General features: G+C 34.6%; 19 protein-coding genes and 2 tRNA genes. 9 read left to right on the top strand and 12 right to left on the bottom strand.

Annotation, left to right across the window (positions count from 1 at the left end; genetic code table 11):
- Positions 1-8: 8 nt before the first annotated feature.
- The 4 genes from V4538_02320 (at position 9) to V4538_02305 (ending at position 1,908) form a co-directional block, all read left to right on the top strand.
- The gene (locus tag V4538_02320) at positions 9-488 is read left to right on the top strand and encodes a hypothetical protein (protein MES2379846.1); all 480 of its coding nucleotides are present in this window, start codon (positions 9-11) and stop codon (positions 486-488) included.
- A gap of 5 nt (positions 489-493) precedes the next feature.
- Positions 494-799: a hypothetical protein gene (locus V4538_02315; protein ID MES2379845.1), complete on the top strand. Its 306-nt coding sequence runs from the start codon at positions 494-496 to the stop codon at positions 797-799.
- A gap of 164 nt (positions 800-963) precedes the next feature.
- Entirely contained in the window at positions 964-1,449 is a 486-nt protein-coding gene (locus V4538_02310) for a hypothetical protein (GenBank protein ID MES2379844.1), read from the top strand.
- Positions 1,450-1,518: 69 nt separating this feature from the next.
- Positions 1,519-1,908, top strand: a complete 390-nt coding sequence (locus V4538_02305; GenBank protein MES2379843.1) for a hypothetical protein — start codon at positions 1,519-1,521, stop codon at positions 1,906-1,908.
- Positions 1,909-1,945: 37 nt separating this feature from the next.
- On the opposite strand, the gene V4538_02300 is transcribed toward V4538_02305, so the two are convergent.
- The 3 genes from V4538_02300 to V4538_02290 form a co-directional block, all read right to left on the bottom strand.
- The gene (locus V4538_02300; GenBank protein MES2379842.1) at positions 1,946-3,100 is read right to left on the bottom strand and encodes a site-specific integrase; all 1,155 of its coding nucleotides are present in this window, start codon (positions 3,098-3,100) and stop codon (positions 1,946-1,948) included.
- A gap of 187 nt (positions 3,101-3,287) precedes the next feature.
- Positions 3,288-3,361 (bottom strand) — tRNA-Arg (locus tag V4538_02295).
- A gap of 10 nt (positions 3,362-3,371) precedes the next feature.
- A tRNA-Asp gene (locus tag V4538_02290) sits at positions 3,372-3,445 on the bottom strand.
- 180 nt (positions 3,446-3,625) lie between these two features.
- On the opposite strand from V4538_02290, the gene V4538_02285 reads away from it, so the two are divergent.
- Positions 3,626-4,576 carry an acetyl-CoA carboxylase carboxyltransferase subunit alpha gene (locus tag V4538_02285; protein ID MES2379841.1) on the top strand — a complete coding sequence of 317 codons (951 nt, stop codon included), beginning with the start codon at positions 3,626-3,628 and terminating at the stop codon, positions 4,574-4,576.
- Positions 4,577-4,640: 64 nt separating this feature from the next.
- Here the strand turns inward: V4538_02285 and V4538_02280 are convergent, their stop codons facing one another.
- Genes V4538_02280 through V4538_02265 form a run of 4 tightly spaced genes read right to left on the bottom strand, consistent with a single transcriptional unit; the run spans position 4,641 to position 8,311 of the window.
- Positions 4,641-5,768 carry a glycosyltransferase family 1 protein gene (locus V4538_02280; GenBank protein ID MES2379840.1) on the bottom strand — a complete coding sequence of 376 codons (1,128 nt, stop codon included), beginning with the start codon at positions 5,766-5,768 and terminating at the stop codon, positions 4,641-4,643.
- 26 nt (positions 5,769-5,794) lie between these two features.
- Positions 5,795-6,604, bottom strand: a complete 810-nt coding sequence (locus tag V4538_02275) for a 2,3,4,5-tetrahydropyridine-2,6-dicarboxylate N-succinyltransferase (GenBank protein ID MES2379839.1) — start codon at positions 6,602-6,604, stop codon at positions 5,795-5,797.
- Between the two features lie 32 nt (positions 6,605-6,636).
- Positions 6,637-7,503, bottom strand: a complete 867-nt coding sequence (gene lipA / locus V4538_02270) for a lipoyl synthase (protein MES2379838.1) — start codon at positions 7,501-7,503, stop codon at positions 6,637-6,639.
- A gap of 31 nt (positions 7,504-7,534) precedes the next feature.
- Positions 7,535-8,311, bottom strand: coding sequence for a hypothetical protein (locus V4538_02265; GenBank protein ID MES2379837.1), 777 nt, complete (start codon positions 8,309-8,311; stop codon positions 7,535-7,537).
- A 12-nt stretch (positions 8,312-8,323) separates the two neighbouring features.
- Between V4538_02265 and V4538_02260 the strand changes: the two genes are divergently transcribed.
- Positions 8,324-8,731 carry an OsmC family protein gene (locus V4538_02260; GenBank protein MES2379836.1) on the top strand — a complete coding sequence of 136 codons (408 nt, stop codon included), beginning with the start codon at positions 8,324-8,326 and terminating at the stop codon, positions 8,729-8,731.
- A gap of 177 nt (positions 8,732-8,908) precedes the next feature.
- Positions 8,909-10,129, top strand: coding sequence for a class I SAM-dependent methyltransferase (locus tag V4538_02255; GenBank protein ID MES2379835.1), 1,221 nt, complete (start codon positions 8,909-8,911; stop codon positions 10,127-10,129).
- Position 10,130: 1 nt separating this feature from the next.
- Here the strand turns inward: V4538_02255 and V4538_02250 are convergent, their stop codons facing one another.
- On the bottom strand, positions 10,131-11,009 hold the full coding sequence (locus V4538_02250) for an ATP-binding cassette domain-containing protein (protein ID MES2379834.1): 879 nt from the start codon (positions 11,007-11,009) through the stop codon (positions 10,131-10,133).
- A 170-nt stretch (positions 11,010-11,179) separates the two neighbouring features.
- Here V4538_02250 and rsmG point away from each other — a divergent pair, with 170 nt between their 5' ends.
- Positions 11,180-11,824 (top strand): 16S rRNA (guanine(527)-N(7))-methyltransferase RsmG, encoded by a 645-nt coding sequence (gene rsmG / locus V4538_02245; protein MES2379833.1) that lies wholly within the window; start codon positions 11,180-11,182, stop codon positions 11,822-11,824.
- Here rsmG and V4538_02240 read toward each other — a convergent pair whose 3' ends face one another.
- The 4 genes from V4538_02240 to V4538_02225 all read right to left on the bottom strand — a co-directional run bounded on the left by V4538_02240 (position 11,825) and on the right by V4538_02225 (position 15,655).
- Entirely contained in the window at positions 11,825-12,199 is a 375-nt protein-coding gene (locus V4538_02240; protein MES2379832.1) for a magnesium citrate secondary transporter, read from the bottom strand. It lies immediately after the preceding gene.
- Entirely contained in the window at positions 12,199-12,489 is a 291-nt protein-coding gene (locus V4538_02235) for a hypothetical protein (GenBank protein MES2379831.1), read from the bottom strand. Before V4538_02235 ends, V4538_02240 begins: the two co-directional genes overlap by 1 nt.
- 31 nt (positions 12,490-12,520) lie before the next feature.
- Complete coding sequence (locus V4538_02230; protein ID MES2379830.1) at positions 12,521-12,973, bottom strand: SRPBCC family protein; 453 nt, start codon at positions 12,971-12,973, stop codon at positions 12,521-12,523.
- A 120-nt stretch (positions 12,974-13,093) separates the two neighbouring features.
- Positions 13,094-15,655, bottom strand: a complete 2,562-nt coding sequence (locus tag V4538_02225) for a choice-of-anchor V domain-containing protein (protein ID MES2379829.1) — start codon at positions 15,653-15,655, stop codon at positions 13,094-13,096.
- Between the two features lie 219 nt (positions 15,656-15,874).
- On the opposite strand from V4538_02225, the gene V4538_02220 reads away from it, so the two are divergent.
- Positions 15,875-17,782 (top strand): ABC-F family ATP-binding cassette domain-containing protein, encoded by a 1,908-nt coding sequence (locus V4538_02220; GenBank protein ID MES2379828.1) that lies wholly within the window; start codon positions 15,875-15,877, stop codon positions 17,780-17,782.
- Positions 17,783-17,984 lie beyond the last annotated feature (202 nt).

Genomic DNA, 17,984 nt, shown 5'->3' with positions numbered 1-17,984 from the left:
TAAACACAATGGAAGTTAAATTAAAATATTCAGAAGTAATTGAGGTGTATCGCCAGTTTAAAGGCTTTGATCTGGAAACCGTACAAGTAGTAGTAAATGGAGGTGGTAAGTTGTATGGTCTTGAAAAAGAAAATATTTCATCAGGAACTATGTTTCGCATACAAAAAATAGCTAAAAAACTACTTGCGCACTATGAGGATTATTCAGAAGATAAGGCTGTATTGCTTAAAAAACACGGAGCTACTGTAAATGGTCGTTTGTTGGGTTTTTGGCAAACAACAGGTAAGGGAAAAGATAAAAAAACTATTTCGGCAAAAGCTCCACAAGATTTTACCATTGAACATAATGAATTGTTAAATATGGAGGTGGGTGTTACTTTTGATACTATTGACTTTGCTAAAATGGCGAAAATTAACCTGCAAAATGTTTATGATTTCGAGGGGTTGCTTTATCCATTTTTTGAAAATATTGAAACTGCTGATTACTAAAAGCTATGCAAAACAAAAACTATTTATCCATATTTAACACGGTTATTACGGTAATTGTATTAATTGTTAGTGCTGTAACTTATGTTGAAAAACAAAATACCGTTAACAGCAAAGATATAGCCCTTATAAGGCAAGAAATGGAGCAAGCAAATAAAAACCTTATCGAAATAAAAACAATCGTTTCTAGCCATATAGAAAAGCAAAATACAATTAATTTTGATTTTGAAAGACGGTTAACGGTTATGGAGGCTTTGCAGCTTCAAAAAACAAATAGCACTGATAATACCAGGATTAGTTATTTAGGTAAATAGACTATATTTGAAGCCTGTTAAGGTGTGGTAGCCCTAACAGGGGCCGACTTAGGTTGGTTCATGGTAAAAACCGCAGTAGTGATATTGCGGTTTTTTTATTTAATCGTGGCATGGTTTTTAAGTAAAACCATTCTTATTATTGCACAACCTAAAAAAACACCCCCATGAAAAAAATTTATTTAATTATTGCCTTGGCCAGCACTTCCGTTTTTGGCGTTACAAGTTGCAGCAAAGACGAAACAACAAAAGCCGTAACCGACATTCGGGACCAGGTAATTGGAACATTTGATTTTAAAGTTAAGTATTACACTGCTGATGGCCAGGGCAACCTAACACCATCAGGAAAGGCTGATTATTCAGGTACTTTTATAGTTACAAAAACAGATAACAATACATTTACTGCTAAAGAAGGTGGAAATGTTATTGTTGTTGGCAGTAAGCTAGCTGCCGGAAACAACGGCTTTGTTTTTGATGTTCAGGAGCAAGTTATAAGCGGTTCTACAATGACAGGATATAATGCAGCTACTTTAGGAGGTATTAAATATAATGGGCTGTATTTAAATGATGTAAAAGAGTTAAGTTTTGGCTATCAAACAACTGTTAATTCTGTTGTTAATGTATTTATTTTTACTGCAAATAAAGTTCAATAAAAAGCTTAGTTTTACTAATACTGAAGCATCGCCAATTTTGGCGGTGCTTTTTTGTTTATTATTGCCATTATGATAGATTTAGAGTTGAAATATAGCCATACCCGGATGGGAACCAGGTTAAGAGTTGAGTTATTGCTTGAACGGATGCCAAGCCATTATATATACCTAGTTGGGCAAACGTTTTTGATTGATGAATCTTTAACACAAAATAAAAAGTGGTCAGGCACATTGCTTGATATTTGGATGGGATTACATAAGGTTGATTATAGAGAAAGGCAACCATTTAGGGCTATTTCATTAAACACCGGTAAAGTAATTATGAGTTGGCTCAACTATGAAAGTTTTCAAATGGGAGAAGATAAAACCGGCTTACCGCCTTTTAACGAAAATGAACGGCTTATTTATCCTGAAAATGAAAAGGTGAAACAAGAGTTAATTTTTCTTTTTGGTAATGATTAATACTGAAGCACCGCCAATTTTGGCGGTGCTTTTTTGTTTACCCAATTTTAGGAAATTCTTTTAAAACCCTTTCAAATTGAACTTCTGCATAAATTCTCTCTGTTTCTCTTACATTAGTTTTGGCCAGCATTTTTGTTGTAGTTTCCATGCTTGCGCCTCGGCTTACAAGCATACATGCAAATGTTTTTCTTCCTACGTGGCTGGTAAGGCGTTTGTTTATGTTATTAAGGGCTGCAATCTCTTTTAAAACACGGTTGTAAACTTCATTTGATAGCACTGGAGCTTTGCCCCCATAACAATTTAAAATGCTTATTACTTTTGGTAACACAGGTATTAAAGCTTTTACACTTGTTTTTACTCTTTGGTAACCAATAAACCACCTACCATCAAAACTGATAAATTTTTCAACGTTAAGTTTTATTACATCGCTGTAGCCCATCCCGGTAAAGCATTGAAGTAAAAATAAATCAACTGTTTTTTGATGTAGCGGATTGTGATAGACACGTTTTTGTATTGCTTTTAATTCTGTTCCTGTTAAATATACTATTGGTTTAGGTGCATCTTCCTTAAGTGTTAATAAAAATATGTTTGTTGCTTTTATTGAGTATTCAAATTGAGCGAAACGCACGAGCGTTTTAACAAATTTAACGCACTTGTTTACATGCCCGGTACTAAACTCTTTGCAATAAAGCCAGGTACGGTATAAGTCGGCAAATTTATAATCAAGTTCGGTAATTAATGCATTAACACGTTTAATGTTTTTTAGAAACTCTCGCAGGTTATCAACCTTAGCTTTATAGCCCCTGTAAGTGCTTTTTGTAATACCTGCTTTGAGGCCAATTAATTCCGATTGCCTTGTTAAATAATCATTGATAACAGTTTCTATTTTAATTACTGGTTGCTTTGGCTTTGTTTTTTTCTCCTTTAGCTTATTATCTACCTCGCTAATATTGGCGTTGTTTGATTTTAAATCTTGCAGCTTGGTTTCAACATCATTAAGTTTTTTGTTTAACTGTTCAGCTCCTGTATATGATGGCTTTACTCGTTTGTAAATCTTATTCCATTGGTCAATATCAATAAATACGCCCGTTGAACGTTCATATATATTGTTATCAATAGTTATTTTAATGTAAATAGGGGTTAATTTTTGTGCATTAGTGCGCTTTTTCGATAGATAGAGGTGGTAGTCCATGGTAAAATTGTTTTTAGGTTGTGAAAAACCTGTTAACAACTATAATGCCACAAAGTCCCTTTTCGTATATTAAAAAAGTCCCCTCCAAAGTCCCTTGGTGGGTGGGGGGAGGTGTTTTTAGTGCAAAAAAAAAGCCTTGAAAAATCAAGGCTTTTTTTATTTCTAATGTTCTTAAGATACTGGTTTGTGGTCTCGCAAGGATTCAAACCTTGAACCTTCTCATCCGTAGTGAGATGCTCTATTCAATTGAGCTACGAAACCATTTCTAATGCGGTGCGGACGGGACTCGAACCCGCGACCCCCTGCGTGACAGGCAGGTATTCTAACCAACTGAACTACCACACCAAAATTTTAGAACTTACTTTTAAGCATTTTCGTTCTTAAAAGGAGTGCAAATATAGGCTTATCATTTGTTTTGTCAAGTACTATGCTAAAAATATTTTACATTTTATGAAAACATAGCTTATACCCAACCAAATATAATTTTATTATTAAAACTTAAAGAAGCCTTTGTATTATTGCAGCATGGCACATTTTGATTTTGAAAAACCAATACAAGACTTAGAAGACCAATTAAGAAAGGTTAGAGAAGTTTCTGAAAAAGGAAAGATTGATGTTAGCGCTTCCATGAAGGAGCTTGAACAAAAAATTGATAGCACCAAAAGAGAATTATACAAAAACTTAAACGGATGGCAACGCGTTCAAATTAGCCGTCACCCTGATAGACCTTATACACTTGATTATATTGAAAATTGCTTTGAAAATTTTGTAGAAATGCATGGCGATAGAAATGTAAAAGACGATAAAGCGATGATTGGTGGTTTTGCTTCCATTAATGGTAAAACGGTAATGATTGTTGGGCATCAAAAAGGACGCAATACCAAACAACGCCAATACCGCAATTTCGGTATGCCAAACCCGGAAGGGTACCGCAAGGCACTTCGATTAATGAAACTGGCGGAGAAGCTAAATAAACCTATTATTACTTTTATTGATACTCCCGGTGCATCACCAGGATTAGAAGCAGAAGAAAGAGGACAAGGAGAGGCCATTGCTAAAAATTTATTAGAAATGAGCGTACTGAAAGTACCCGTAATTTGTATTATAATAGGAGAGGGAGCCAGCGGTGGAGCTTTAGGTATTGGAGTGGGCGATAGAGTAATGATGATGGAAAATACTTGGTATTCGGTAATTTCTCCGGAAAGTTGTTCATCTATTTTATGGCGTAGTTGGGAACATAAGGAAAAAGCAGCCGATGCATTAAAACTAACGGCTAACGATATGTTAGGTAATAAACTAATTGATGGTATTATTGCGGAACCGCTTGGAGGTGCCCATGAAAATCCTACAGAAACTTATGAGATAATGAAAACAGAAATCGATAAAATGCTGACGGAACTAGGTAAGCAAAAATCGGATGAGTTAATTAGAACCCGTATTGAAAAATTCAGTGCAATGGGAGCTTTTACCGAATAAAATAATAACAGTATTTAATTAAATAACGGAACACAATATAAACGTAAGTTTATGTTGTGTTTTTTTATGCTAAAAGAGCAAGGTATTTATCCATTAATGCTTTGGCTAAATAATCCTTATCAAACAATTGAGCTCTTTGTTTTGCGGTAGTTATATAGTCTTTGATAAGATCGGGCTGGCTAAAATTGATTTTAATAAAGTGCACCAATGCTGAACTTTCAAAAGGATTGATAGTTAGTAACTCATTTCCTATTACTTCAGGCAACGATGATACATTGGAGGTAACAGCGAGAATATTGCTTTGCATAGCCTCTAAAACAGGTATTCCAAAGCCTTCAAACTCCGAAATGTAAACAAACAAATCACTACATTGATATATAACGGGCAAATCGCTGAATGGAATATTTTCGAAAATATGCAGGCGGTTAGTTAAGTCGTGCTGTTTAGCATAGCTTATAATGTCATCAGCATAGCTTGTTTTTTTGCCAATTAAAACCAATTCCCAGTTATTATCCAACTCATTTAAAGCTTGTAAAATGGTCAGTTGATTTTTACGCTTTTCAATGGTACCAACACTTAATATAAACTGTTTGGGTAAATTGTATTTTTCCCGAATTAAATCTTTTGTTTCATTGGTATATGCGACCGAAAATGCATCATCACAAGCCTGGTAGGTTACTTGAATCTTTTCCTTTTCAGTTTTAAAAAAATCAATAATATCGTTTTGGGTTTGAATACTTGTAGCTAAAATTAAGTCAGCATAGTTACACGCATTTCTGAATTTCTTTTTATAAATATAAGCATCAATATTGTTGTAGTAATTGGGATAACGCAGAAAAATTAAATCGTGAATAGTTACTACACACTTCGTTTTTAACTGGTTAATGCCTTTTGGTAACTCATTGCTTAAGCCATGAAAAATATCCAGTTCAAGATTATTTACAATATCGCCAATACTATAACTTCGCCAAGCCGCTGAAAACTGTTTATCAATAAAATTTTCAGGTTTTATAATTTCAACTTGCCTGAATTCACTAAATTCATTGGCAAACTTTTCGTCTATTTTAGGCGTAAAAAGATAGTACTTGTTTTCAGGGAAATTTGCAACCAACGATTTAATCAGTAAACGTGCATAATTACCCAAACCTGTTGAGTTATTAAAAGCACGTTTAGCATCAAATCCAATTTTCATGTATTACTACTTAAATTGTAAGCCGATTAAACAGCTACATTATTATCGCGTAAAGCATCGTTTAAGCTGGTTTTTTTATCGGTACTTTCTTTGCGTTTACCAATAATAATAGCACAAGGTACCTGAAACTCACCTGCAGGAAACTTTTTAGTATAAGAACCGGGAATAACAACCGAACGGGCAGGAACTACACCTTTATATTCAATAGGTTCCGGTCCTGTTACATCAATAATTTTTGTACTCATGGTAATAGTAACACCGGCACCTAATACGGCTTCAGTTTCCACTTTCACACCTTCTACTACTATACAACGTGAACCAATAAAGCAATTGTCTTCAATAATAACCGGAGCTGCCTGAACAGGTTCTAAAACGCCACCAATACCAACACCACCACTTAAATGCACATTTTTACCTATTTGGGCGCAACTGCCCACAGTAGCCCAGGTATCAACCATGGTTCCTTCATCTACAAAAGCGCCAATGTTTACATAGCTTGGCATGAGTATAACACCTTTTGCTAAAAATGAACCATAACGAGCTACTGCATGAGGCACTACTCTTACGCCTAAATCAGCATAATTGTGTTTAAGTAACATTTTATCATGAAATTCAAATGGGCCTACTTCAATGGTTTCCATTTTTTGAATTGGGAAATACATGATTACCGCTTTTTTTACCCAATCATTTACCTGCCATCCGTTAGCAGTAGGTTCGGCAGTTCTTAACTTTCCTTTATCAAGTAATTCTATTACTTCTCTAATGGCATTTTGGGTTTTAGTTTCTTTTATCAAGTCACGGTTTTCCCATGCTTGTTCTATTATGTTTTGTAGCATTTTGTAAATATGAAAAAGGGGTGGTTAAATGATTAAATATGTTTTTCAGCATGATAGCTTGAGCGAACCAAAGCACCACTTTCTACATAGTTAAATCCTTTAGCTAAACCTACTTGTTTGTAATAATCAAATTGTTCAGGTGTAATAAACTCTTCAACGGCTAAGTGCATTTTGGTTGGTTGTAAATACTGGCCAAGTGTTAAAACATCACATCCATGAGCCACTAAATCGTCCATAATTTCAAAAACCTCATTTTCTGTTTCACCTAATCCCAACATCACACCACTTTTGGTTCTGCGTCCGCGCTCTTTGGTTAGTTTTATTTGCTCCAAACTGCGTTCGTATTTAGCCTGAGGGCGTACTTTGCGGTATAATCTCGGAACAGTTTCCATGTTATGGCTTACTACTTCCGGTTTTTCATCAATTACCTGGTATAATAAATCCCATTTACGTAAAAAGTCAGGAATTAAAGTTTCAATAGTAGTGGTTGGATTTAGTTCTTTTACCAAACGTATGGTATCAGCCCAAACTTTAGCTCCTTTATCAGGTAATTCGTCTCTGTTTACCGAAGTTAAAACAGCATGTTTTACATTCATTAATTTAATGGCTTCTGCTACACGCATAGGCTCTTCCAAATCATATGTTTTGGCTCTGCCTGTCGCTACTGCACAAAAAGAACAGCTACGTGTGCAAATGTTTCCTAAAATCATGAAGGTAGCCGTGCCTGCTCCCCAACACTCACCCATATTCGGACAATTTCCACTTTCACAAATCGTATGCAGTTTATATTCATCAACCAATTGGCGTACTTTTCTGTAGTTTTCGCCTGTAGGTAATTTTACTTTTAACCAACTTGGTTTTTTTACTCTTGCTTCGTTTAATACCGGTAATTCAATCATTGTATGTTATATCAGCGTTTGATATGTTAAATTAATTTTTCCAACCGAAGTTGAAAGCTATATAAAATCCTGGAAATATTTGTTTGTTTTCGGCTTTAGCTACCATGGGAAGTGGCTCGTTAAATACATCTAAAGTCACACCTGCTTCCAACGATTTGTATTCATCAGGGTATTGTCCGTAATCAATAGAAAGGCCTGCGCGACCAAATAAACCTGCTTTGGCACTTATTTCTCCAAAACCATTTAGTATGGGGCCATTGCCATAAATACGGTATTCATCCACATGTTTATTGGGGTCATATCGTTCAGTAACCAAAGTAGCACTACCATTAGGGTTTGAAACAAAATAATCAATATAAGCAGGTTTTAAAAGAGCTAGTGTGATACCAATATTGTAAATAAAATTTAAGCCCAATGCATTTTTATAGCTTCGTTCTGTTAATTCAATTTTTTGCCCAAAACTATTTCGCCAAAAGAAAACATAGTTTAATCGGCCATAGGTATATGTATTTGGATTGTCCTGGTATCCGTAACGCCATATTTCTTTTGGGTGACGAACGTAGGCTAATTCTGATTCAACAAAATTTTTGATGCTACCGGTTTTATGCCAGCCATGGCGGTAATAAGCGCCACCTCCACCTAAAGAGTTTAAATTAAAGCCAATGTTATAATCTTTATACAAAATTATTTCCCCATCGGTAATAGGCGTATTTTGAGCTTGGCTATAGTTAATAAAACCAAACAAAATAAATGCTAAAATGAAAATACGTTTTTGCAATGCGATTATACTTTTTAATATTGCTGTCAAAAATAACAAAAAATGGATACTGCAGAAGTAATTTATTTAGGTGAGTTTAGATGTGAAGCTACTCATTTACAATCAGGCTCAAAAATTATAACAGATGCGCCAACTGATAATTTTGGTAAAGGTGAGGCCTTTTCTCCTACTGATTTGATGGCCATGTCGTTAGGGAGCTGTATAATGACTACCATTGCAATTCAGACTCGTTTAATGGGCTTTGATTTAATTAATTCGAAATTGACTGTAAAAAAACACATGGCTTCCGATCCGCGTAGAGTTGCAAAAATTAGTATTGATGTAAAAATACCTAAAGGAAATTTAACGGATGAGGACAAGGAAAAAATAATAATCATTGGACTTAACTGCCCAGTAGCTAAAAGTTTACATCCTGACTTAGTTCAAGACATAAACTTTCAATTTGTTTAATTAGATAAACAATTTATTGGTAGGATAAACAAAAGTGTTTAAACCTAGAATTTTGGGCAAGAACCTTTGCACGAAACCATCAAAATGATTACTAAAGCAAAAAGTACTATTGGTGCTAACTTTTTCATAATTGTTTAATTATTTGTCGTTTAACTATTTTTAACTAGAAATTTCCTTTTGCAAAAGTATAACCTTTTTTCCGAACAACTAGAATTTGATTTTAAGAATTTAGTCATAAATCAGTTTACAAAGGCTGATTTAGATAAATTGATTCTTAAAATTAAGACTAAACATCAAACGGAAGTTAATTATAATTTGTTATTTGAAACAATTGTTAATTATCGAAAAGCGTGCCACAAAGTTCCGACACTGGCATTGAATTATTGCTGGCTTCCGGCTAAAAGTTATGAACAGGCAAGTAGTGAATTGACTGCTTTTTACAAATCTGGTATAGTAAAGGGTACTAATGTATTGGACTTATGTGGAGGCTTAGGCGTTGATGATATTGCATTTGCCAGTACTTTTGCCCATGTTGTTTCGCTTGATATTAATGAAGAATTAAATCAAATAGTAAATCATAATTTTAAAAAAATTGGCTTAGATAATATTAAACGTTTAGGCTTGCCGGCCGAGGATTATTTGGCAGCCAATACTACTCATTTTGACCTGATTTATGCTGATGCAGACAGGCGGCCGGACTCTAATGCCAAGAAATTTATTATAGAAGATTGTACGCCCAATATTATAGCGTTGCTTCCTGTTATTAAACAATACAGTTCAAAATTATTACTCAAGCTATCGCCTTTGGTTGATTTGAGTTATATCAAAACAAAATTTTCCAATATTGAAACTATTTATGTAATCGCGGTTCAGAATGAAGTAAAGGAAGTTTTGGTATTGATTTCTTTCCAAGAAAGTGTTGTTACTTCAACCATTGCGGTTAATTTAATAGATAAGCAAACAATTGAAAGCTTTATTTATAAAGACGATTCTGTTACTAATAATGTGAATTCGAGTAACCATACCGAATACTTTTTTGAGCCTAATTTAGCCATCATAAAAGCAGGATTAAGCAATGTGTATGCAAACTATTGCGGTTTAAAAATGCTGGCAGAAAACTCTCATTTTTTTGTTGGAGATAATGTTCCCAATGACTTTATGGGGCGCAGTTTCAGGGTAGTAAATAGTATGCCTTTTGCCAAATCAACTTTTAAAGATTACTTAAAACAAAAACAGTTAACAAAAGTAAATATCAGTAGACGTAATTTTCCAACCACAGTAGCCGAAATTTATAAGCAATTTAAATTGAAAGAGGGTGGGGATGATTATTTATTTTTTACCCAAAATGCCCAAAATGAGAAACTGTTTTACCATTGTGAGAAAGTAGACAAGCCTTAGACTAGTCGTTTTTAACCATTTTAATAAAAATATCTTCCATACTGGCTATTTTAGGGCTGAATGAATTTAAATCAATAGTTGAAATAAGTTCATTAATGGCTTCCTTTTTGCTTCCGGTTAGTTTTATTAAAGCTTCGTTTTGGTCTTGTTCTATAATATTAAAATATTGGCCATTTTGTAATTGACCGTTGAATTGAATGGCATATTCGTCATGGCTGAATTGTTTGCGAATGTCGTTTTTGGTTCCACTCAGCACAACTTCACTTTTGTGTATTAATACAATATCATCGCATAGTTTCTCAACAGTATCCATACGGTGAGTTGAAAAAATAATAGTGCTGCCTTCGTCTCTTAATCTTAATATTTCATCTACTAGCAATTGTGCATTTTGAGGATCAAAACCACTAAAAGGTTCATCTAAAATAATTAACTTAGGCTGATGTAGTACAGTAGCTATAAACTGTACTTTTTGCTGCATTCCTTTGGATAACTCTTCTACTTTTTTGCCAAGCCAGTCTTTAATTTCAAATTTATCAACCCAATATTTTACACGTTGCTTGGCTTCACTGCTTTTTAAGCCTTTTAGTTCAGCAAAATATAGCAGTTGTTCCCCAATCTGCATTTTTTTATAAAGGCCTCTTTCTTCGGGTAAATACCCCATTTCATAAATATGTTTTTCTTTTAATGCTTCTCCATCAAACAAAATGGTTCCACTGTCAGCTTGGGTTATTTGGGTTAAAATACGAATTAAGCTTGTTTTACCGGCTCCATTGGGTCCAAGCAAACCAAATATACTTTGTTTGGGTACTTGCATCGACACATTTTTAAGTGCCTGATGTTTGGCGTAAGACTTATTCAGATTGTCTATTTGTAGTAACATAGAAACTATTTTATGGCTTCAAATAAAAACTTTAAACTTTACAATAAGCAAGTAATTTATTTAAGAGGAAAAATAAATGGTAAGCGTTATACAGCTACAATAAAATTGTGATTGCTAAATAATAGTTTTACTTTGCAGTATTCAGTAAAAACATATTTAAAGTTTAAAAAGTGAGTTTCGAATTAATACTACAACATTTCCCCAATTTATCAGATCAACAAAAAACACAGTTTGAGGCTTTACAGGCTTTATATTTTGATTGGAACAGTAAAATAAATGTGATTTCCCGTAAGGACATTGAGTCATTATATGAAAAACATATTTTACATAGTTTGGCTATAGCTAAATTTATTCAGTTTGAAAAAGATACTAGGGTGTTGGATATAGGTACAGGTGGTGGTTTTCCGGGTATTCCATTGGCTATATTGTTTCCCGAAGCTACTTTTACACTTTGCGATTCTATTGCTAAAAAAATAAAAGTAGGCGAAGAAATAGCCACTGCCATTGGTTTAACCAATACTGATTTTGTGGTAGGACGGGTTGAAAATTTAAAAGAAGAATTTCATTTTATAGTAAGCAGGGCTGTAGCACCTATGGAACAATTGTATAAATGGACCAGAGAATATATAGCTGAAGATTGTTTTAATGCTAAACTGAATGGGTATTTACTATTAAAAGGTGGAGATTTAAAAGAAGAGATAAAAGCATTGAAGTTATTGAGTAGCAAACTACATGTGCAAACCACTGATTTAAGTACTTATTTTGAAGGGGAATTTTTTGAAACTAAAAAATTGGTATACTTTTTTAAAGATTAATTAAAGTGTTGCTTGTTGTTTAACAGGACTGGTTTTATTCATAAAAACATAAAAATAGCAGGCACCTAAACCATAAGCTATACAATCCAGCCAATCGGCAGTAAAACCTTTATTAAATGGAGGAATAACAGCTTCAAACATGATGCAAAAGTATAACCAGGTTGCTATAATAATGATTCTATTAAAAACAAATTGATTATGCTTGGCTATCCATTTTCGTTGTACAAAAAGAGCTGTTCCCAATACTATAGGCAGCAGTATAATATCGTCTAAATAGTTGTCAATGATGGCAATGTGTATATTGCCATAAATAAGCAGCATATGAGCAATAAAAAGCACTAAAAGTGCTAAAGTATGTTTAATGTAGTCTGTCATTAGGTTGGTAGTAAAACAAGCACAAAAGTAACCAAAGCAATAATAGCCATTACAATAATCTGGCCTCCCTGTATCAATTTTTCAATAAGCCAAAGCAAGAAATTAGAATCGGAGTTTTTTATTTTGTAATAGTTCATTAAAACAGATTCGTTTTTTGCTAATTCATCAATTTGTTTCCGGTAGTTTAAGTCTAAAATTTCGCCACAATAGCTACAAAAGGCTTTGTCGCCATCTGTCCAGTTGGAACAATGTTCACATTTTTTTTGATTAGTTATTTTATCATTAACCATTAATAATATAACCTGTTATTTGGTTACTAATTTACTTAAAAATTTGTTGTAATTGAATTTCGCGGTGTTCAAATATTTGTTTTACTTTTTTGTTTACAAAAAGCCGGTGGAGTAGTGGGGCAATAATCCACCCTTTGGAGAGGTAAGTAACTTTATCAGTCATAATGGTTTGTCCATCTTTCTCTTCAAAAAAGTGTTCGTGGTACCATTTGCTATAAGGGCCTGTTAATTGTTGGTCGGCAAACTTAAAAGGTGGATTCCATTCACTTATTTCGGTTCTCCATACAAACGGAATACCGTTTACTTTAATTTGATAATCAATGAGTGTACCTTTTGCCATGGGTATGGGTAAAGGGGTGAGTATTTTAAAATGTACTTCGTTAGGAGTTATTTTATTTAAGTTTTCTGCTTTGCTAAAAAACTCGAAAACTTCTATTAAAGGTTTGTTTATTACTGTGGTCTTGTATAAAACATATTCTTTCATAATGGAATAGACAAGTCAGCACAAAAGTTGTTTTAAAGAGCATATTATTCATGTATAAAAAAGGCTTACAAAATATTTGTAAGCCTTTTTATTATAGTATTCAATAAGCTGTTTACTTCGTTATCCTTTTATTACCTTGAGTTGGTAAGCTTGTTCGTTTATATTGAATTTTATAATATAAACACCTTTTACTAAATCATCCATTGGAATAAGCAGTAAATCTTTTTGTTCAGGGGCTATTTCTTTTACCAGTTTACCCGCTAAATCATGTATTTGTAATTTATCAGCTATCAATAAACCTTTTAAGTCAATATACAAGTTATCGGTTACCGGATTAGGATATATGCTTATGTTGTTTTTGGTAATGTTATGAATACTTAAACCAGCAATAGTTACTTGTTTGGTTATGGAATCGATACAGTTGTTATTATTGGCTATCAGTTTAACATTATACGTATTGTTTTGGGTATAAGTAAATGATGGAGACAAACTGGTGCTGCTTGAATGGTTTGCATCATCAAATTGCCACAAATAAGTAGGGGGTGGAATAGCTATTGATTGATTGGTAAATTGAACGTCTCCTTTATTAATGGTAAATGTAAAGTTAGCTTTTGGATATAAAAGCGTGTTTACATGTAACGTGTCAGTTTGTACAGCACATCCAGTTACAGAATCGAAAGCCAATACATAAAAGTGTTCGGTCGCGGCTTGCGATTTGGCTTGGTATGGGAATGATTTAGTATTTGAAAACAACAATGGACTGCTATTGCCCACTTGGTAATAAGCAAATTTATTGGCGTTGGTATTGCCTACATTTATATTGAATGTATTGGTTTCGCAAACATCGGCAGTTAATACACTGTTGTTTAATACCGGTATACTTGGATTAGCATGAACCATTAAAGTACTGTCAAATACAGTGGCCGGGCAAGTAGGGTTTACCGAGTCTTTTACATACAATGTTATTTTATTGCTTCCTGGTTTGGTGGCAAATTTCCAACTGTTTTGTTTTCTGTAATCAATACTATCAGCACCGCTTACACACTTTAATAAATAATTAGCAATGTCAACATTGTTTATTATTACCATAGACGAATCGTTCAATTGATTGCTGTTTCTACAAGCCTGATGTGCAAAAGAAACTTTAAAGTTAATAGTTGGGCAAGGTGAATTAACGCAGGTTTTGGTTATTTCCATACCCGCAGCGCAAGGCCCATCGTTTATACCTCTTATTTTTAAACCAATACTTGTATTAGGGTTTAAACTATCTATAATATGCGATAAACCATTATTGGCATTTATCCAGCTTTGCCCGTTGTTAAGGCTCACCTGATAGCCTGTTGCTCCATTTATAGCCGGCCATTCAAACTCAATTTTATTGGGTGTGGCTGTGCAAATAACATTTTGTACAGCAGTTAAAGGATCTATTATTTTTACTGTTTTTGTTGGAATGGTGGTGGAGCATCCATTTTGCGATATAATGGGTTGTACATTATATATACCTGCATTGCCTCCTAATAGATAGCCATTACCCGTATTTGGCTGAGCTATGTTGTTTATATGGTAAATGGCTGAAAATCCACTGCCTGTTAAATCAAATAAAATGGTATCGCCAGTGCAAACAGAATCTTTATTATTAATTAAAGTGCTTTGTGGTTTGGCTTGCTTGGTAGTTGTTTTGGTGGAGGTGCTAAAACAATTGTTGCTTGTATTGGTAACTTTCAGTGTGTAAACACCTGCGTTACCTGCTTTAATGCTTGGAGTGGTAAAATTGCCGGGTGTCCATAAATAAGTTAACCCACTTCCCGTTGGCCCTGTTAAGGTAACGGAATCGTTATCGCAAACAATGGCATTATTACTGGCAGTTATAGTTGAAGTAGGTTTTGCCACCACCGTAATATTCTGGTTGGTAGGCGAGGAGCTTCCATCGTTGTTGGAGGTAGTAAGGCGTACTGTTTTAATACCTGTACTGGTATAAACCACAAAAACATTTTTACCGGTGGCTGCATTAGGTGTATTACCTAAAAACTGCCAGTTATAAGTAGTTGGATTATTTTGTCCGCTGCCACTTAAAAATAAAGTATCGCCTAAACAAATGGTGGTAGCAGAGGGGGTGATAACAGCCGTTGGTAAATTTGAGCTGGCTTCGGTAAACGTAAATGCTTTTATATAAACATTATCGCCAATATCGGCACTGCTGTTGTTGTTGGTGGCATTATAAGCTAAATAGAAAGTAACAGCACCTACTGCAGGGTTTGGAGCTGTCCATGTAAAGCTCCATGAGCTTTGCGATGCTGACGTTTGTCGTACATAAGTTCTTCCTCCACTGGTTATTAATCCACTACCCGTTCCAGAGGCCAAGGTACCTGCTGTATTGTTTAAGTTGTTTAAAACAGTTACTTCAAACCCGTTTTTAGTGGTAGCCGCAGCATTGCCCGCCACCGTTATAATATAAGTACTCCCTGCAATGTATCCCGGACCAATAATACCTGTTAAAGTAATGGCCGACCAGTTGGCTCCTAAGGTAATATTACCGCTACCGTGGCAAGTGGAACAACTTCCTTCCGAAGGACCTCCGGTAGTACCGGCAGGTGGATTAGTGGCATTGGTAAATACATCTACCGTAACAGATGAAAGCAATAAAACAATAATTAGTTTAATTAGTAAAGAGGTTTTTTTCATAAGCAGTTTGTCTTAGTAGCTATAACGATTATTATGGCAAATGGTTGGTTATATGGTAAATAATAAATAATGTTAAATAGCTATATTGTTTTAATTGTTTGATTGTTAGCTATAAAGTACTGCTTGTTAACTAAGTCATAATTTTACAGGTTTAGGTTACTGATTTAAATGTTAAACTTATTGTTATTTAAGCTTAGCAAATTAGCTTAAACTTGCGCCATGAATTATTTACGTGCCGAAAACCTCGCTAAACATTATGGGGAAAGACATTTATTCAATAACTTAACACTTACAGTAACAAAAGGACAACGGGTTGCATTAATTGCCAAAAATGGCTCAGGTAAAACCAGTTTACTCAATATATTAAGTGGGCGCGATAGCGCTGACGAAGGACAAGTAATTATTGATAAAAATATACGTTGGGCTTATATAGAGCAGGAGCCACAGTTTTATGATACGGACGATGTTTGGACGGCTATTTATAAATCGGACAATGAATTATTGCAATGCGTAGCTACTTACGATGATGTGTTGGAACGCTTGGATAAGGACCATGCCAATGTGCAATTGCAAAACGAATTGCAATATGCCATGGAGGCCATGGATAATTTAAATGCCTGGGATATTGAAACCAAAATTAAAACCATTTTACAACAACTTAATTTACACAATAACTTACACAGTACCATTAATAGTTTAAGCGGTGGTCAGAAAAAACGTTTGGCTATAGCCCGTGTATTGGTTCAGCAACCCGATTTTATTATTTTGGATGAACCTACCAATCATTTGGATATACAAATGATAGAATGGCTGGAAACGCATTTAACGGTAAATGACATTACTTTATTACTCGTAAGCCATGACAGGTACTTTTTGGATAAAGTATGTAATGAAATAATAGAATTAGCTGAAGGTAAGTTATATACCCACAGAGGTAACTATGCTTACTTTTTAGAAAAGAAAGCGCAAAGAGAAGAGTACCAAGATAAGGAGGCTGCAGCAGCCAGAAAACACATGCGCAAGGAGTTGGAGTGGATGCGTAAGCAACCCAAAGCCAGAACTACTAAATCAAAAAGCAGGATAGAGGCTTTTCACGAAATAGCGGAAAAAGCTTCGTTTAAGCGTGATGATAGTAAGGTAGAAATAAAAATGAAAATGGAGCGTTTGGGCTCTAAAATATTAGAAGTACAGCAGCTCGAAAAAAGCTTTGGTTCATTGTGTATTTGCAAAAACTTTACTTATATTTTTAAACCGGGCGAACGTATTGGTATTATTGGTAAAAATGGAGTTGGGAAAACTACTTTTTTAAATATGTTATTGGGTACAGAGAAACCCGATGGTGGTAAAATTAGTTTAGGCGATACCGTTAAGGTTGGTTATTACAGCCAGTCAGGCATGCAGTTAAAAGAAGACAAGCGTGTAATTGAAGTAATAACCGATATAGCCGAGTATGTAGAAATGACCAAAGGCGAGAAGTTAACGGCTAAAACATTGTTAACACGCTTTTTATTCGACCCTAAAAAACAACATAATTATGTAAGTGCTTTAAGCGGAGGTGAAAAACGCAGGTTATATTTATTGACTATATTAATGAGTAAGCCTAACTTTTTGGTGTTGGATGAGCCTACCAATGATTTAGATATAGAAACCTTAAATGTATTAGAAGAGTTTTTGGAAGAGTACGGAGGCTGTATAATGGTGGTAACGCATGACAGGTATTTTATGGATACCATTGTTGACAGCTTGTTTGTGTTTGAAGGCGATGGAGAAATAAGGTCGTTTAATGGTAACTACCAAGAGTATTTAAATGAGCAGGAAGAAAAACAAGCTGCTATTTATGAAGCTAAGCAAGAGGCTAATAGAGCCAATAGCAAACAAGAAACAGTATCTGTGCCTGTACAAAAAACAGAACCTGCCAAACGCAAATTAAGCTTTAAGGAACAAAAAGAGTTTGAACAATTAGATACCGATTTGAAAAACTTGCACCAGTTAAAAACCGAGTTGGAAACGAAGCTGAGTGCGCCAAGCAATCAATCGGACTCAATTGCACAGTGGGGCAAAGAACTGATAGAAGTCAATAATGCCATAGATGAAAAAGAGTTAAAATGGCTAGAATTAAGTGAATAGAAAAAAAACGGGCTACGTGTGAAAAAATAACAGAAAAATATTTTAGAAATATGTTGCATCGAATAAGAATAAACCTATATTTGCACCCGCTAAAAAGGAATAATTGTTAGGTAAAACCGACACTTGTTTCTCTAAGGCAAACAAAACGATTCCGTAGCTCAGCTGGTAGAGCATTACACTTTTAATGTAGGGGTCCTGGGTT

This window comes from Bacteroidota bacterium, assembly GCA_040388375.1.
Taxonomy (GTDB): Bacteria; Bacteroidota; Bacteroidia; order UKL13-3; family UKL13-3; genus JAAFJM01.
This window is presented reverse-complemented; position numbering and strand designations above follow the sequence as displayed.

Bases quoted from the DNA above. Each gene is read 5' to 3' on its own strand.
- V4538_02320 (MES2379846.1), top strand. From the start codon at position 9: ATGGAAGTTAAATTAAAATATTCAGAAGTAATTGAGGTGTATCGCCAG.
- V4538_02315 (MES2379845.1), top strand. From the start codon at position 494: ATGCAAAACAAAAACTATTTATCCATATTTAACACGGTTATTACGGTA.
- V4538_02310 (MES2379844.1), top strand. From the start codon at position 964: ATGAAAAAAATTTATTTAATTATTGCCTTGGCCAGCACTTCCGTTTTT.
- V4538_02305 (MES2379843.1), top strand. From the start codon at position 1,519: ATGATAGATTTAGAGTTGAAATATAGCCATACCCGGATGGGAACCAGG.
- V4538_02300 (MES2379842.1), bottom strand. From the start codon at position 3,100: ATGGACTACCACCTCTATCTATCGAAAAAGCGCACTAATGCACAAAAA.
- V4538_02285 (MES2379841.1), top strand. From the start codon at position 3,626: ATGGCACATTTTGATTTTGAAAAACCAATACAAGACTTAGAAGACCAA.
- V4538_02280 (MES2379840.1), bottom strand. From the start codon at position 5,768: ATGAAAATTGGATTTGATGCTAAACGTGCTTTTAATAACTCAACAGGT.
- V4538_02275 (MES2379839.1), bottom strand. From the start codon at position 6,604: ATGCTACAAAACATAATAGAACAAGCATGGGAAAACCGTGACTTGATA.
- lipA (MES2379838.1), bottom strand. From the start codon at position 7,503: ATGATTGAATTACCGGTATTAAACGAAGCAAGAGTAAAAAAACCAAGT.
- V4538_02260 (MES2379836.1), top strand. From the start codon at position 8,324: ATGGATACTGCAGAAGTAATTTATTTAGGTGAGTTTAGATGTGAAGCT.
- V4538_02250 (MES2379834.1), bottom strand. From the start codon at position 11,009: ATGTTACTACAAATAGACAATCTGAATAAGTCTTACGCCAAACATCAG.
- V4538_02240 (MES2379832.1), bottom strand. From the start codon at position 12,199: ATGACAGACTACATTAAACATACTTTAGCACTTTTAGTGCTTTTTATT.
- V4538_02235 (MES2379831.1), bottom strand. From the start codon at position 12,489: ATGGTTAATGATAAAATAACTAATCAAAAAAAATGTGAACATTGTTCC.
- V4538_02230 (MES2379830.1), bottom strand. From the start codon at position 12,973: ATGAAAGAATATGTTTTATACAAGACCACAGTAATAAACAAACCTTTA.
- V4538_02225 (MES2379829.1), bottom strand. From the start codon at position 15,655: ATGAAAAAAACCTCTTTACTAATTAAACTAATTATTGTTTTATTGCTT.
- V4538_02220 (MES2379828.1), top strand. From the start codon at position 15,875: ATGAATTATTTACGTGCCGAAAACCTCGCTAAACATTATGGGGAAAGA.